Raw genomic sequence first — 16,273 nt, forward strand, 5'->3', positions numbered from 1 at the left:
ATGCACCACACGGGTTTTCGGCTCCGACAGTGCTAATCCCATCGGCGCCAATATCTGCGCGACCTCGGCCCTGGCCTGTTCGGCGTGATGCTGCTGACCATTGACCAGGACCACGAAATCGTCCGCATAGCGAACGAGACGATAGGTCGCACCCCCTTTCGCGCGCAGAGCACTGCGCCGTCCGATGGCCTTCCTTTGGGTGTCTCCGCCGACAGCGTCCCATTTGTGCTGGTAGTGCTCATCCAGCACGGACAGGGCAATATTCGCCAGCAGCGGAGACAAGATGCCACCTTGCGGGGTCCCCGTGTGGGTATCGCGGTCGATGCCTTCCTCGGACAAGATGCCCGACTTCAGGAACGCTTTGACCAGCGACAGAACACGTTTGTCTGCGACTCGGTGACGCACCCGGTCCATCAGGGCCGTATGGTCGATCCGGTCGAAACACGCCTCGATATCAGCTTCGAGCACCCACCTATACCCGTGGATGCCGAAGTGATGGATCTCGGCGATCGCGTCCTGAGCGCGTCTTCGCGGCCGGAACCCATACGAACTGGGCTGAAAATCGGCCTCGAAGATCGGCTCCAATACCAACTTCAACGCGGCCTGAACAACGCGGTCCGCTGCCGTTGGTATCCCCAGCCGGCGCTTCCTCAACGGATTACCCGGTTTCGGGATCAACTTCTCCCGCACCCGATCAGGACGATAACTACCACCCTTCAATTCGGACCGAACACGCGACAACAGGCTGGTCGAGTCTTTCGGGATCTCGCGGGGCACAACCCCGTCGATCCCCGCAGTCCGTCCACCTTTGTTGCCGTGCACTCGTTCCCAGGCATGTATCAGAAACGCCGGATCGTGCACAAGGTTGTACAGATCATCGAAAACACGGTCCGGTTCCCGGACCGCCCACCAGTGCAGTTTGGTCTGCATCCGCCGTACCCGCAGCCCGGCTTCCTCGAAGTCCGGCCACGACTCACCCGAATTCACAAGTGCCTCCGACCATTACAATCCCTTCCTGCGATATCCACTGGCGTCCTTCGCCATGTGAACGGCTTTCCCGTTCTCGGACTACTACGACGCCTCCGCCCCATCCACGCCCCACCAGCCGACGACGAGCCTGCCCGCGGGTGGCCGATGGATTCGACCCTCTACGGGCGGAACAGGATGGTTCCCACGTTCACTGCTATCCATTCGAGACAGGAGGTGGCCAGCTATACCCCTGCGGCATCGTCACGGCTACGCCGCAGACATTCACCGTGACCTCCGACCGGGCCTAGTGCCTCCCGGTTGAGGAGTTCCCTACCCTACGAATCAGGCAGGTGCGCACCGCAATTCAGCCCATATCCACCGAGTTGGAGCTGACGGACTTCTTGAGGGGCCTTACACACTGGTTCCTTACGTCCACCTTTGCCTCACGCTTGCCGGACCCGCACCATTCGGCAGTGCTGACACGTCCCGGCTTTGTCAGGGCTGCTTTCCGCCCTCCCCGGCGTCTCCCGGGTCAGGCTGCCCTCAGCTACAGCAATCGTGCTGCGACACAATCACTTCGGAGTCGTTGCACCTCCAATATGGATAACAGCGCCTCGTGGCGCACGACAAGGAAGGTCCACATGTCGGCGCGCGGGTGACCGATGATCGACAACGGCGGGACCCCGCGCACATAGAGGGTTGACCTTTTGTGCCAGCTCGGTGGGCATTGAGATTCGTCATTTCGATGTCAGTTGGCGACCTGGGGATTCGTCACTCGTGTCAGTGGAGTTCGTCACGAGATGCCAGTAAAGACCTGGTCAAGCCCTGTATTTGAGACGAGGGCGGCCGAGTCGGAATCGTTCGTAGAACCTCTCCAGAGATGTCAGTAATGACGAATCTCGACGACGAGGACAACAGGCTGATCGCGGCCCGGCGCCGCGACTACAACCGGCTGGGACTCGCGTTGCAGCTGGTCACGGTGCGTCATCTCGGGATATTCCTGACCGATCCGCTGGACGTGCCGGGCGAGCTGATCGACTATCTGGCCGAGCAGTACCGATCCGGCGCTGTCGCTGGAGCTGGTGTGGGATCTGATCGAGAACACGGTGACCCGCGCCGAGCTGCGTGCCGAGCTGACGACGGTCGATCCCGGCCGCATCCAGATACGCGGTCGCGTTGCGGCTCTTCGTGCAGCGCGGGTTGTGCCAGATCTCGGTCTGCCCAGAAGTCATCCTCGCAGAGTAACGGGCACCAGGTGCTCGAGCTGTTCGCCGTCATCGCCCGCGACAACAAGCAGAACGCCGAGTTCAACGGCATCGGCTACACCGCTGACGGCGAAGCGTCCAAGGCCGACATCTACCAGACCTGGCAGCAGGGCGGCGGCATCGAACTCACTCCGCGCTGAGCACATGACGACGGCCCACCGGGGGTTTCCCGATGGGCCGTCGCGGTGTCGGGTCAGCTGGCCGCGCTGCCGCTCTGGATCGCGGCGAGGATCAGGTCAACGAGCACGGTGGCCAGCAGTGAGGATGCGGATCCCATGGATGTCTCCTAGGTCGAGTTCGAATACCGAGCCCAAGTCTCGACTGGACGGATGTCCAGTACGCACAAGTCTCGACTGGACGAATGTCCAGTACGCAAAGCCCCGGTGACGAACAGCAACCCGGACGATGATGGGACAGCGAACATTTCTCCGACCTGGCGTTGTTCCGAACCGCCCCGCGTGCGATCCCGCACACGGTGCCTACTTGCCACCCTCGGTCGGGGTCACCTGCACCGGCTGATACCCGGTCCCCGCGACATCGATGCCCTCGGCCTTCAACTGATCGAGCGCCTTGGCGACGTACTCGGTGGTGTAGGCGTCGGCGCTCCGGACGATGGTGGGCACCCCGCCGGCCGGGCCATACGGCGGTGTCCGCAGGATCGCCGCCCGCAACGCGGCCAGGATCGCTTCCCGGTTCGGCGTCTTCGGCGTGACGGCCACGCCCATGATCACGCAGTGCTCGGTATCGACGAACCAGGTCACTCACGGCTCCATCAGCCGCCCGCCCGACATCGACCTCCACGTGGTCGGCTTCCCAGGTCGCGTTGCGGTACGTGCTGGGCCGTTTGAGGAAGACGTCGAACTTGCGGCGCGAGCGTTCACCCTCGCGCATGCCGACGATGTCGCCGCGGGTCATGTCCTCACGGATCGCACGGTGCAACGTAGACAGCTCGGCGCCGGTGGCCGCCGTCGCGTTCACGTTGTCGCAGTTCGCGATGCAGCGCGGAGGCGTTGCCGCGCCAGTACGCGAGCCGCACCCGCAGCGCGGCATCGATCCGGAAACGCTCCGGTGACCTCGGCTCACGGCGGGCCGCGAGCCACACCGTGATCGTTGGTCAGGTCATCGTGCTGATCGAGGACGGCCAACCGGTCAACGGCGGCTTGCCGGAGCGCACGCTTCGCAGCATCGGCCACCCGCCCACGCCTTCCGAACCTGTTGGCTCGCAACAGATCCGCGCAAGCGCCCTGCAAAATCTTCGACCACGGACCACCTGATCAGCGGTCGTTTTACTGACATTCTAGTGACGAATCGCTACTGACATTCTGATGACGAGTCTCAGTTGAACCGCAAGTCCGGCCCGCCGGTCCACGACGACCTCGTCGGGCGACGATTCACCGCAGCGACACCGGACTCGGTGTGGCTGACCGATATCACTGAGCATGCCACCGCCGGCGAGGGCAAGCTGTATTGTGCGCGATCAAGGACGTGTTCTCCAAGGATCGTCGGGTTCTCGATCGATGCACGGTTGAAGGCGTCGCTCGCGGTGTCGGCGTTGAACCACGCGGTCGCTTTCCGCTCACCCATCGCGACGGTCGTCCACTCGGACAGGGGAAGTCAATTTCGGTCTCGGAAGTTCGTGAATGCGTTGTCGGTCAACGGCTTACGAGGTTCGATGGGCCGGGACGGGCGTGTGGCGACAATGCGGCGATGGAGTCGTTCTTCGCGCTGCCGCAGAAGAACGTTCTCGACCGGAAGCGCTGGGCGACTCGCGCGGAACTGCGGTTGGCGACGTGGTCTGGATCGAGAAAACCTATCACCGCACCCGCCGACAACGTCGACTCGGCCGACTCACCCCGATCGAGTTTGAGACAATAAACCAGCCCGCGCTCGCGGCCTGAAACACCACACCCGCGAGTCAACCGAACTCGGGGCAGTCCCTCCCGTTGGTCGTCGACCACACCGACGCGCCGCGCGTCAGACGCATCGACCGATACCTGATGATTCTGAGACATCTCGCCTGCCTTCAGCAGACACGGGACCGCTGATCTCCCAACGTCTTCCGGGCTACACTCGATCTACGATCGTAGGCGCGAAGATGTCGCGTGGCGACTGGTCATCTGTCCGATGACAACTCCGAGGTTCGTTAACGAAGCGTTACGCCCTACGAGCTCCTCGTCGGCGATCTCTCGACTTCGCGCCCACTGCTGCCAGTGCACTGGCACTGGATGGTCCCGACGTGCCTTCGGCTATTACGATCCGTGGACACCCTCTGTACTCGAACGAAAGGATCCCCATGGCACGCAAAGTCACTGTCAGCCTTATCGATGACTTCGACGACACCTCCGAAGCAGACGAGACCGTCACCTTCGCAATCGACGGAGTCGCCTACGAAATCGACCTCTGCGACACCAACGCCACCAAACTGCGCGAAACGTTCGACCAGTGGCTCCCCTACGCTCGCCGAATCGGCCCGGCCAAGACTCCCACCAGCCGCCTCACCGCGAAAACTGCTGCGCCCGCACCGATTCGACGCAACGATATTACTGACATTCGTGCGTGGGCCAGCAATAACGGCCATACCGTATCGACCCGCGGACGGATCTCGGCCGATGTTATCGCCGCCTATGACGCTGCTTCTGCATAGAGCAGAAGATTTGTCGGCAGGTAGCGCTGAGATCATGCTTTACCAGATTTCGCTGTACCAGGAATGCGCATACGCGAGTGACCATAAGCGACTCGGTAGCGCTCCACGCAACCGAGTCACACCTCCACGATTTGCTCGACCACAAGCAGAGGGACAGCGCTGGGGAAATCAAGCCACGGCCGTCTCGACAGAAGCGGCCGTGGCTTTCCGCATAGCGGCGTATTCGGTGTACAACGACAACCCTCGCAACAGTCGGCCAAGCCATTGGCTGAACCCGTGCTTCTTCACACACACTGGCCTGTCAGGACAACAGGCGCCGGGGGTGCCGCTGTCGAACACACTGCAGCGCTTCTCTTCCGCTATGGCGCGGGTGTCGGCGTCGGCAACTCTGCGGTACCAGGTTTCGGCCTCGAACAGCGCGCCGCGCAGTTCGAGCAGATAGCCGAAGTTGATCATGGCGTTGGGGTCGTTGGTGTCAGCAGCTTTGCACCACCAGGTTTCGTAGTCAGTGAGTTCGCCGCGCTGCAGGTGTAGCCAGCCGAGCAGGTCATTGTGCCAGTGTCGCGACCATAGGCGGCCCGCTGCACAGCCTTGCGCGAGCCTGGGTTCGGCGGACAACGATCGCTTTGCGCCATCAGGCTTCTGCTTCACTGCGCTCACGGCGCTGCGCGAGTCAAACCGAGGACGGCCATGGCTCCAGGATCGCCCGCTTCGGCGGCGCGGTGGTACTGGGGTTCCTTGTCAAATGGAAAGCGTTGCGGACCGATCCTGCCGAGAAGCCGGCGGCTCGCCGCACACGGCCACCTCATGACCCGGTCGAGCAATGTGCCGTAGTCGGACGAATCGACCATCGAAGCGAACAGCACCCCGGCTTTTCGGGTCACCGTGGACCTGGTGCGTAACTGTCGGCTCTGCCCCGCGGTCGCCTCACCTACGCACGGCGTAGGGCGCGATCGAGCCGGCTTCTCACAGGTCTCCTCGAATTCACGTTCGGGTACGGAGTCGGCGACGATGCCCGCGCCCGCACGCAGCCAGGCACCGTCGCCCTCCTGATAGACCGCCCGCAGGACGAGGGCAGCGTCGAGCGCGCCGCTCTGCGAGATCCGCAGGACGGCACCGGAGTACAGGCCGCGGGGTTCGTCCATCCGAGCGATCGCGTCGAGAGATTCGCGCTTGGGAATACCGGAAGCGGTCACAGCCGGGAACAGGTCTTCCAGACCCGTTTCTCCAGGACTCTCCGCGTCAGTGCCCCGGCCACTGATTCTCCAGATCCCACGGTGGCGCCAGGCAGTTTTGTGGGTGGGTCGGATGGGGCCGGTGCTGTTCACTTCCAGGAGCAGCACGTCCGCCACGGTCGATGATCGCGCCGACGCACAATCCGAACCCGCCGTTCGCCTTGTCCAGGATGCCGGACCAGCTTGACTTCCCGAGCCGACCAGCCGGAGTTCACCAGAAATGCGGGGTCAATCCCCAGGACGCGAGTTCGGCGGTCAGCAGAGTGCGGAGCGCGGTGCGGATGGGGAAGTGGTCTGGGTCGGCGCCGGTGACGGCGAGGGTGATGGTGTGACCGTTGGTGGAGAAGGAGAGGTTTACGCCTACTTCTACTCGGCGGAACATGGCGGTGTCGTTGGTGCAGACTACGGGGCGCATGAGGACGGCTGAGGCTTGGTGGCCTGCGATGGTGGCGACGCCCTGTGCGGTTTCTCCGAGGTTGGTGCACAAGCATTCCGGGGCTTTGGCGGTGCGGGCGAAGCGGTGGAGGACGAAGCGGGGGAGGATCATCTGGAGGGGTTGCAGGTGTTGGAGGGCGGGGGTGGTGGCTGGGTCGTGGTAGGCGGTGGCTGCCGTTTTCACAGCAGTGCGGATGCTGGCGAGGTCGATGCGGTCGCCGGTGCGGTAGGTGACCGAGATCGGTAGGCCTGTGGTGGCATTGGCGCGGGGGTCGTCGGGGGTGCGCGTCGAGTGGGGGATGTCTACGCGGATGTTCGCGGTGTCGCCGACGCGTCCACTGCGACCGAGCAGGCCTGCGCCCAGGGCGATCAGGAGTCCGTTCGTCGTGCCGGAATGTTTGGTGGCAGCGGCATTCCACTCGGCGAGGTCGAGCTGGACCACCTGGTCTGCGGGTGACCATCGAGCCGGCAGGGGGAGCTGGGGTTGCACGGGTCGGGGGTTGCGGTCGGGCTCGGTGACGCTGCGGGTGGCGATCGCTGCCCGGATGCCTTTCGCGACCGCACGCAGTTGTCGAGCCGCGTCGATCAAGTTCGCGCTCAAGGGGTGCTGTGGTCGCGTGCCGACGAGCAGTCCCGAACCCGTTGCGCGGTCCGGGTGTTCGTCGTGCTCGAGTCGGGCCAGTGCGTCGCCGACGGCGAACAGTACGGCGCCGCCGTCGGATGCGACATGGGAGGTCACCAATGACATCAGCGTGCCACCCGCGATAGTCGGCGCCGCGGACAGCCGCCACACCTGACCGGTCTCGGGATCGAAGTCGACCCGGCTCTGTGCGAAATACCAGTCGAGAATCTCGTCGTCGGCGACGGGCACCGAATCCCAGCCCAGTGGAAGCGATTCCGTGGCGGGAAGCCAGTAGGGACGGGCGAACGGCACCCGGGTCGGTTGCACGCGCCGGGCCAGGAAACCCTGGGCCAAGTGGGCGTGGAAGCGGGTGAGCAGTTCAGGGTCGAGGGGCTCGTCGAACCGCCACGCGAGCTGATTGACCAGGGCGTTGCCGTAGAGGCTGTGCAGTTTGAGAAACAGGTCGTCGTCGGCCGTGAGCCGGTTGACGGCGACGGACGCGGTGACTTCGGTCGGGGCAGTGAGCGTCATCAGAACTCCTCAGCGAGCACGCAGGGTGCGGATGGTCAGGGGTGCGAAGACGGCGGCGATCACGAGCGAGGCCACCACCGACCAGAGTGCGTCGGCGCCGACGACACCGTCTTCGGCGAGTCGGCGCACCGCCGACACGAGGTAGGACACCGGGTTGCAGTCGGAGACGTAGCGGAGCCAGGTCGGCATCGCAGACTCGGGCACGAGCGCGTTGGATGCGAAACTCAAGAAGGTGAGCACCAGCATGGACATGCCCTGCACCGCGGCGGGTCTGGACACGGTGACTCCGATGAACGCGAACAACCAGCTGATAGCGGTGGTGGCAAGGACCACGAGCACCGCGCCGGCGATGAACCCGACCGGGTGATCTGGGCGATAGCCCATCGCGCACCCGACGATCACCACCGTGGTCGCGGCTATGACATACCGGGTGGCCCCGGCCAGCAATGCCCCGGCGACAGGTGCCGACCGGGCGATGGGCATGGCGACGAAGCGATCGAAGACCCCGGACCGAATGTCCTCCGACAGTTGCACTCCGGTGGCGACCGACGACGTGAGCACGATCTGTACCAGCACGCCGGGAATCAGAATCGGCAGGTACGCCTGCATGCTGCCCGCGATGGCCGTGCCGAAGATGCTGCCGAACAGCAGCGGCCCGACGATGGGCAGCAGCAACGCGTCGTAGAGCAACTGCGGGCTGTGGCGGAAGGTGAGCAGACCTCGCCACGCCATCATCAAGGACTGGAACAGCGAGGCACGCAGGCTGACGTGGGTGATTCGAGGACGGCGGTCGATCGTCGCGGGCGCGGTGCGTTCGACGGCGATCTCAGCGATGGTGACGGGCATGATGGCCTCGGGCTTTCGAAAAATCAGGCGGCGATGTCGGCGCGGGCAGTACCGGTCAAGGCAAGGAAGACCTCGTTGAGATCGGGTCGGTCGACGGCGAAACCGCGCAGCGCGATGCCCGCGGTACGGCAGGCGGCGACGATGTCGGCGGCGGTGCCGGCATCGGTGAGCGCGATCGTGAGCGTGCCAGCTGAGGACTCTTCGGGTACCTCGCCGGTGAGATCGGCAATGATCGCCTCGGCGTGGGCGGACTGTGCGACGTCGATGAGATCCAGGCGTAGCACCTGGTCGCCGATCGAGGACTTCAGCTGCGCCGCGGTGCCCTCGGCGACGATCATCCCGCGGTCGATGACGGCGATCCGATCGGCCAAAGCGTCGGCTTCCTCGAGGTATTGCGTGGTGAGCAGAACGGTCGCGCCGCGGGCGACCAGACGCCGGATCACGCCCCACATCTTGTCGCGGGTGTGTGGGTCGAGGCCGGTGGTGGGCTCGTCGAGGAAGATCAGCGGCGGATCGGTGATCAAGGTGGCCGCCAGATCGAGCCGCCTCCGCATACCGCCGGAGAAGTGGTTCACCGGCCGGTCGGTGACCTTAGACAGCTCGAACTCTTCCAGCAGTTCGACACTGCGGCGTGCGGCATCACGGCGGGACAGCCCGATCAGACGGCCGAAGAGCCGCAAATTCTCACCGGCGGTGAGGGTTTCGTCGACCGAGGCGTACTGGCCGGTGAGCCCGATCATCGAGCGCACGGCGGTCGCGTCGCGTGCGATGTCGTAGCCGAAGATCTCGGCGGAGCCGCGATCGGGACGGACCAGCGTCGCGAGCATGCGCACGGTGGTGGTCTTACCCGCGCCGTTGGGGCCGAGCAGGGCGAAAACGGTCCCCGCCGCGATGGTGAGGTCGACGCTGCCGACGGCGGTGAAATCGCCGTAGGACTTGCCCAGACCGGTGGTGCGGATGGCGATATCGGTATTCACAGTTGACTCCCGGCGGAATGGAGCAGGTCAGGGGCGCCTGACGAACCCAGCAGCGTCTCGACGGCATCGGCGGCTCGCTCGACACCGTCGGTGGCGAAATCGGCGGCATAGGATGCCGCGCGCAGGACCACGTCGGGACGCGAGACCCGATCGAGTAGTGCGTCGAGCCGCGGACCGGTCAACTGTTTCGCAGGAATCGTGGCCGCGAGGCCGACCCGCTGTAGCGCCTGACCCCAATACGGCTGATCTGCCTGGACCGAGCAGATCACCTGTGGCACACCGGCTCGCAGCGCTGCCGCTGTCGTACCCGCGCCCCCGTGGTGCACCGCGGCGACACAACGGGGCAGCACCCGGGCGTGATCGACCTGCTCGACCGCCGCAACATCTTGCTCGAATCCGGTGGCGATCGTCGCCCAGCCCGACGCGAGCAGCAGCCGACGGCCTCGCCGGGCACACACCTCGCGCAACATCGCGACGAAGGCAGCCGGATCGCCGACATCCATGGAGCCGAATCCGACGTAGATCGGCGCGGATCCCTCATCCAGCCAGGACTCGAGAGACGACGTCGGCGAAGGCGGTTCAGGGTGCGCGGAACCCGTTGCACTGGTGAGGAATCCGTCCGCATCGACCGGAAACCCGACGAACGGCCCGGGTAACTGTTCGTCTATACCCGGGAACAGCCGCGGGTCGTAGGCCTGAATTCGCGTGCTCGCCACGCCCGGCCCGGACGCGACGGGCAGGACCGGCGCCAGGGCAGCGGCTCGTGCGCGGGCCAGCACCGACCAACCCCCTCGGTGCACGAACCCGGGGAGTCTGGCAGCCCAGCGCACCGGCACGACCGGGACCGCGCTGTTCGGCTGGATCGGAAAGAAGTGCACGGCCGCGAACGGCAGCCCGAGCGCCCGCGCCACCGACTCGGCCACTTCCTCGCCTGCCATTCCCGCGACCACCAGATCGTGTCCGGGTGCCAGCGCGCGCAGGTCCGCGAGCTGCTCGGGTACTCCGCGCCGTTGCAGGTCGAACAGCGCCCGCAGCCGGGCGCGCGGATCGCGGCTGGTAAACCGCTGGTCGGTGCGCTGCGCGTGCAGGAGATCGGCGGTATCGCGGCCGAACGGAACCGCGAGTACCCCGTGGTGATGAGCGAACGCGACGAGGTTCGGCGCGAGCGCCAACGTCACGTCGTGCCCGCGCTCGCGCAGCACACGAGCCAGCAGGATGCCGGGTTGGGCGTCTCCTCGGCTGCCGGTGAAAGCCAACAGTGACCCGCATCCGCTCATCCCGCCTGCACGGCGACACGCAGCGCGTCGGTACGCGGGGCTCATGCGTCGGCCGGCTCTGGTGTTTCCGCGCGTCCGGTCGCTGCGTCGGCGACCGCGAGTGCGGCGGGCGCCTGCATGTCGGCAGCCGGACCCGGATGCACCGCGGCGGTGATCGACGACAGTGCCTGGCCGAACGCGGTCAGGAATTCGTCCATCACTGCGGCGGGGAGCCCGGCAGGGTACCGGGTCGACACATAGAGGCCCTCGGCTGCCCGCACGACCCACAGGAATACCTCGTCGGGTGAGTACGACTCCGCGCGTAAGGTCCGTCCGCGCAGGTCGGCGACCAGCTCGTAGCCGGGCAGGACCCGGATGTCGAGGAAGGAGATACCGAAGCGCGGTGTTTCGGTGACGTCGAGCAGGTCGAGGACCCGCGACCAGGAGGCGTCGTTGGCGGTGCGCGATCGACGCAGCGCTGCCCGCGCCTGATCCATGGCTTCGGCGATGCCGACACCAGGGGTCAGGGTGATATCGACCGGGACCACATTGACGAACCAGCCCATCGATTCCATCCAGCGCAGGCTGGGGCGGGTAGCGATCGGCATCGCGGTTCGCATCCGGTTCGCGCCGAACCGTTGCTGATTGGCCAGGGCCAGCGCGGCGAACACGGCCACCGACATCCGGTGCCGCGCCTGGTCGAGGGCCGCTTCGATCTGCTCGAGTTCGGTGAGATCGAGCAGCCATCGCGACACGCTGGGCTGGGGTAGGTCCGCGGGAGCGGGCCGTTGGGCGTGCGGGGCGAAGCGCGGCATGGCACCGTCGGCGAGGAATTCGCGCCACGTCGCGACCGCGGGGGAATCCTGATCCAGTTCGGCCGCGCTCGCCCGTTCCAAGACGGCGAAGTCGGCCGCGCTGCCGAAGGTGACCGATTCGCGCGACGCCTCGCCGGCCATGACCTCGTGGTAGAGCGTGCGCAGTTCGAGGATCAGAATGGCTTGGGAATAGGCGTCCATCACGGAGTGGTCGGCGGCGACGAGCACCGTGAAATCGCCGGTGTCGGCGTGCTCGATCGTGGCCGCGAGGCAGTGTGGCCACACCAGTGGCGACAGACGCGCTTCGAGAGTGCCACGGAGGAATTCGTTGATCCGGGTGCCGTCGGTGAGTCCGGCGACTAGCTGCTCGGCGATCCCGACGGCGGCGGGTGCGGCAACGAGCCTGCGCGGCTCGCCCGGGGACGCGGTGCTCACCGTGGTGCGCAGGCCCTCGTGTCTGGCGTGCCAGCGCCGTAGCGTCTCGCGCCAGGTGGGGCCGTCGAGTGGGGCGTCCATCTCGAAGACGGTGCCGATCCAGCGGCCGCGACCGGGCAGCGGATCGGTGGGATCGACGCTCGCGCAGTAGTCGGCGTGCACGCTGGTCAGCGGACGATCGTCGAGCCGCCATGCGTCGGTGGCGAGTACGGGCGTCCATATCGATAAGACGCCTGAACGGATTTCGAATTCGGACAGGTGGGTGTATTCCATGACCGGTTCACCTCGTGACGAACGCACGCCGAAGCGGCAGAAAGGCGTGATTGAAGGATAACACCGCACTGTGTCATCTGATGCTTCGAAACTTCGGCGGTAACAGATTTCCGGGAAGCCTTGGCGAGATAGATCGTATATGTAAATTCACTAAAAGTAGCGTCATGGTGACGGCCATCACGGTTGCACTAAACAAACCCCTTCAGCCTGCATGTTTCCGCGAATCGCATCACGAGTTCGCCAATCCTGAACAAAAGTTTGAATGTGAAATCCGGTAACGGAAATGCCCGTCGGCATTTTGTTCACTACAGATGAAAAAATGTTTGCGTGCGCATCACACCGCTGTTGGGCAATCGTCCAAGTGCATTTTCCGTATGTTCACTTGACGCAATTCATATACGCCGTTCGCTATACGAAAACTGGCGGATCCGGGTATGGTCGGCCGGAAATATTCGGCAAGTGCTGTTCGGCGACCGACGGGAGTCATCCCTTGGACGACGGTGAGGGCATCGCCGTGGTGCGGGGCTCCTCGCGAGGTGTCGAACGGCGCCGTTCCCTACACCCATTGGTCGCTATTCGACGACGAGACATCGGCGCGCGCGTGCACTGCCGAACTGGGCACCGACTACCGGACCGTCGCCCGAGGTCCCAAGTCGAGGACGCCTGGCTGTTGTGAGCCCGGCGCGATGTCAAAACCGGTCAGATGTCAGCGCGGCACGACGAGGTCGCCGAGATCGTGGCTCGCCACGCGGTGACTCCGACGGCGGAGAGGTGTCGCCCGACCGAGCGCCACAGGCGCACCCCGCTCCGGGCGAGGACCACCTGCCGGAGTCCCGGTCGGGCGAAACTGACCAACAGCAAGCCTCTGCGCCGCACCGACTCGAACCCGATCACGTAGCGCACTGACCGTTCGACACACGCGAAGCAGAGCCCTGGGCCGCAGAACGACAATTTCGTAGCGAATACCTGCATGCGAGACCCCCGAACGATAACCGTGTTACCCTTCATTCATCACGTCTATGACCTGCGAAACCCAGTGATATATCAGCGCCAGCGGCAGACCCTACCTGCTTTCACAGCGACAATTACCCAGCAGCCACTGGCGACAGCTGTGCACGGTGATGGTCCGGATCCTGCAGGTAGAATCGACTTCACCGCTGGCGATTTACTCTGGTTACACCACTTCCTTGTTCTTACCCCCGGAGGCCGGGGAAGGTTTTGATGTCGCTGCGTCGATCCCCTCGCCCCGCCGAAGCCGACACTCACCTACGAGTGATCATGGGTGGCCTGGTCGTCGACCTCTGCGGTTGCCGTACCGCGGTGCGGAACTTTTTGCACGATTGGCTTTCCCATCCTCACCCCTCTATCACTGCCAGCGAGATCAGCGATGGGTTCCTCCCCAACCGGCGAATGCCCTGCGAAACGCTGTGGCTAGACCCGTAGTCGAGCCACAACTGACAGATGTCGGGGCATCGACGGTTGATGCCACCCGGTGACAGCCACGGCCTGTCGTCACGAGTTTTTGTGGCTGACTATCTATCCCGAGGCGCGGATTTTGGGCGCCATCGAGGCTCACCTGCTGCGCAAGTGGCAGCGTGGATGTCGAAACGAGTGAATCGGCAAGCGGCACAGCGTCTTCCCTATTGGACGTGGCGGTGTGTCAATCGGTTTGGCTGTGAATCCCGAGGGATGAGTCATCGAGGCGGTCACCGACGTTGAAGTTTCTGCCTCACCCAGTCCACGACGGGTCGCTGTTGGGGAAGGGTGGGGTGCACGAAGGCGGAGTCGGGCCACAGTTCATCGGCGTATCGATTCTCGACACCGGCCTCGTCGATGAACGATGCTGTCCCGCCGGGGGAAACAACAGCGTCGTCGCGCAGGGCGAGGATGTGATAGTTCACGCCGGTTGCCGCGAGCGGGGGTTGGTTGTTCTTCTGCCTGTATGCTGATCCAGGCGCCGACATGTCCGCGCAGGCCGGGCAGATAGTGGCACGCAACATCTCGTCGACTGTGGCTTCAATACCCATATCGTGAAGTAGGTCGGTTGTTCCGCTGAGGCTGGCGCCATGGGTGGCCGGTGCCAGCAAGACCACCGTGTGTACGCCACTGGGGCCCAATCGCCGGGAAAGAGCACCGGCGAGCAAGCCTCCTTCGGAGTGTCCGACGAGGTCTACTCGGGCGGACGCGGTGCGAGCACGAACTTCATCGATGAACAGTGACAGCTCGTCTTCGGACTGCGCCAAGGGTGCCAGCCCGTTGAGTGCGTATCCGGTCGAGGCATGCGCACCGTAGTTCTTGGCGAACACGCAGGCGCCGTGTTCGGTGAGGTCATCGATCTCCGCTCGCCAGTTCTCGATGTCGCCGAAGATGCCGTGGATGAAGACGATCGGCCTGGGAAATGCACTGTCGGGCAACGGTTTACAGTTCCAATTGTTGACAGAAGGGATCGGCTCCGCTGTCGCGGTGGCCGAGACCGGACTGGTGAGTACCAGGGCCGAGCAGGCCAACGTGACCAAGGATCGATGTTTCATCAGGGATTCTCCTGCTCAGCCCGAAACGGGTGGTGGGTATCGAAGACTCGTCAGCGTGGCTCGACCGACACCGGATCGCCGCAACTGTCGGGCAGTGCAATCAGTGAGCACGGCGCCGGTTGACGGGTCGGCCGGTAGGTGGAGGGCACCCCGTGGTGTTCGGTGATCTCGCGATAGGCCGCCACCGCGACTGTCGGCCGGCGGGTCAGGGCAGGGTCGTGGACGGCATCGACGCTGTAGAGACCGAATCGAGAACCGTATTCACCCCACTCGTAGTTGTCGGTGAGGCTCCAGTAGTTGTAGGAGACGACGTTGATGCCGTCTCGGCGTGCGCGCTGAATCCAATAGACGGTGTCGCGGAGATGGTCGTCGCGGCGGTACCCGTCGGCACGGTTCTGATCCGCGTCGGTAGCCAATCCGTTCTCGATGACCCGCAGCGGCTTGTTCGGATATTTGGCGGCGAAGTAGCGCAGCACGTAGTACATGCTCTCCGGCGATTGCGGCAGATTCCAGAACGAGCCGCCCGAGGCGGCGAACGACGGCAATTCCGACGGCGCGATCGAGTAGTACTGGTCGACGCCGATGAAGTCGAAGGAATCGACCATCCGGTCGGAGAAAACGGCTTCCAGCGCCGGCTCCACACCGGGCAGTGGGATGTAGGCGATGTTCGAGGAGACCTGGCCCCCGGGCTGCACGGCATGGATATAGGTCGTGATCGCCCGATGAGCCTCGATGATCCCATCGACCATGAGTCCGGTGTTGGCCGGCGCCAAACCACCGTAGGTCAGTTCCCGCCGAACGTATTCGCTGGGCTCGTTGAATGTGATCCAGATCGGCTTGGCCCATGTGTAGCGATCAACGACACGTCGCCCGAAAGCGGACAGGGCTGCGGCCATCTCCGGGTTGTTCCACCCCCCACGATCGACCGCCCAACCCGGATGGACCCAGTGATTCAACGTGATCATGGGGCGCATACCCGAGGCCACGATGCGGCCGATCACCGCATCGTAGAATGCCCAACCGGCCGCGTCGTCGACACCGGGCTGCGGTTCGATGCGCGACCACTCCACCGACAAGCGATAGTTGTCCACACCGATCGAGGCCGCCCTGTCGACATCCCCCTCATACTGGTGGAAGAAGTCCACGGCGTTTCCCACCGGCTCATGCAACTTCCCTTCGTTGCCGTAGCGCAGGTAGTTCGAGTCCCGGTTGAAACCTTCGGACTGGAAACCGGATTGAGCGACCCCGAACTCGAAGTCCGCCGGTAACGCGGGAAGGACTTCGGCCGCTGAGGGCGCCGCAAGGGCGGTGAGAGCCAGCACCGAGAACACTGCGGACATCATCGCGGTGACAGTTGGCGATTGACGCATAACACAACTTTCTGCTCGACGACGAGCGGCGCACTTGCGACCCGTAGGTCGAGCTCGTAGGTGGATATC

General features: G+C 64.4%; 12 protein-coding genes and 3 pseudogenes. 4 read left to right on the forward strand and 11 right to left on the reverse strand.

The window, feature by feature from the left end:
• Nucleotides 1-930, reverse strand: a pseudogene (locus IEY60_RS31920) (reverse transcriptase domain-containing protein); the annotation flags it as partial.
• Between the two features lie 928 nt (nt 931-1,858).
• Here IEY60_RS31920 and IEY60_RS36750 point away from each other — a divergent pair.
• A complete protein-coding gene (locus tag IEY60_RS36750) occupies nt 1,859-2,374 on the forward strand; it encodes a DUF4158 domain-containing protein (RefSeq protein ID WP_505829444.1) in 516 nt (171 codons plus the stop codon).
• A gap of 339 nt (nt 2,375-2,713) precedes the next feature.
• Here IEY60_RS36750 and IEY60_RS31935 read toward each other — a convergent pair whose 3' ends face one another.
• Complete coding sequence (locus IEY60_RS31935; protein WP_189034253.1) at nt 2,714-2,995, reverse strand: hypothetical protein; 282 nt, start codon at nt 2,993-2,995, stop codon at nt 2,714-2,716.
• A 249-nt stretch (nt 2,996-3,244) separates the two neighbouring features.
• On the opposite strand from IEY60_RS31935, the gene IEY60_RS31940 reads away from it, so the two are divergent.
• The 3 genes and pseudogenes from IEY60_RS31940 (at nt 3,245) to IEY60_RS31950 (ending at nt 4,878) form a co-directional block, all read left to right on the forward strand.
• Nucleotides 3,245-3,508 carry a hypothetical protein gene (locus IEY60_RS31940; RefSeq protein ID WP_189034254.1) on the forward strand — a complete coding sequence of 88 codons (264 nt, stop codon included), beginning with the start codon at nt 3,245-3,247 and terminating at the stop codon, nt 3,506-3,508.
• Between the two features lie 65 nt (nt 3,509-3,573).
• A pseudogene (locus IEY60_RS31945) lies at nt 3,574-4,132 on the forward strand (DDE-type integrase/transposase/recombinase); the annotation flags it as partial.
• A 395-nt stretch (nt 4,133-4,527) separates the two neighbouring features.
• Nucleotides 4,528-4,878, forward strand: coding sequence for a histone-like nucleoid-structuring protein Lsr2 (locus IEY60_RS31950; RefSeq protein WP_189034255.1), 351 nt, complete (start codon nt 4,528-4,530; stop codon nt 4,876-4,878).
• A gap of 168 nt (nt 4,879-5,046) precedes the next feature.
• Here the strand turns inward: IEY60_RS31950 and IEY60_RS31955 are convergent, their stop codons facing one another.
• The 9 genes and pseudogenes from IEY60_RS31955 to IEY60_RS31995 form a co-directional block, all read right to left on the reverse strand.
• Nucleotides 5,047-5,538, reverse strand: coding sequence for a hypothetical protein (locus IEY60_RS31955; RefSeq protein ID WP_229740307.1), 492 nt, complete (start codon nt 5,536-5,538; stop codon nt 5,047-5,049).
• A gap of 267 nt (nt 5,539-5,805) precedes the next feature.
• Nucleotides 5,806-6,095: pseudogene (locus IEY60_RS36105) on the reverse strand (chorismate-binding protein); the annotation flags it as partial.
• A 229-nt stretch (nt 6,096-6,324) separates the two neighbouring features.
• The gene (locus IEY60_RS31965; protein WP_189034257.1) at nt 6,325-7,701 is read right to left on the reverse strand and encodes a hypothetical protein; all 1,377 of its coding nucleotides are present in this window, start codon (nt 7,699-7,701) and stop codon (nt 6,325-6,327) included.
• Nucleotides 7,702-7,710: 9 nt separating this feature from the next.
• Entirely contained in the window at nt 7,711-8,547 is an 837-nt protein-coding gene (locus IEY60_RS31970) for an ABC transporter permease (protein WP_189034258.1), read from the reverse strand.
• A 23-nt stretch (nt 8,548-8,570) separates the two neighbouring features.
• Nucleotides 8,571-9,524, reverse strand: coding sequence for an ATP-binding cassette domain-containing protein (locus IEY60_RS31975; protein ID WP_189034259.1), 954 nt, complete (start codon nt 9,522-9,524; stop codon nt 8,571-8,573).
• On the reverse strand, nt 9,521-10,780 hold the full coding sequence (locus tag IEY60_RS31980; protein ID WP_229740308.1) for a glycosyltransferase: 1,260 nt from the start codon (nt 10,778-10,780) through the stop codon (nt 9,521-9,523). The genes IEY60_RS31975 and IEY60_RS31980 overlap by 4 nt, the downstream gene beginning before the upstream one ends.
• A gap of 62 nt (nt 10,781-10,842) precedes the next feature.
• Nucleotides 10,843-12,303, reverse strand: coding sequence for a condensation domain-containing protein (locus tag IEY60_RS31985; RefSeq protein ID WP_189034261.1), 1,461 nt, complete (start codon nt 12,301-12,303; stop codon nt 10,843-10,845).
• 1,706 nt (nt 12,304-14,009) lie between these two features.
• Complete coding sequence (locus tag IEY60_RS31990) at nt 14,010-14,834, reverse strand: esterase/lipase family protein (RefSeq protein WP_189034262.1); 825 nt, start codon at nt 14,832-14,834, stop codon at nt 14,010-14,012.
• Nucleotides 14,835-14,884: 50 nt separating this feature from the next.
• Entirely contained in the window at nt 14,885-16,174 is a 1,290-nt protein-coding gene (locus IEY60_RS31995) for a family 1 glycosylhydrolase (protein WP_229740318.1), read from the reverse strand.
• Between the last annotated feature and the right edge of the window lie 99 nt (nt 16,175-16,273).

Origin of the sequence: Nocardia rhizosphaerihabitans, from assembly GCF_014646295.1 — a bacterium.
GTDB classification, from domain to species: Bacteria; Actinomycetota; Actinomycetes; order Mycobacteriales; family Mycobacteriaceae; genus Nocardia; species Nocardia rhizosphaerihabitans.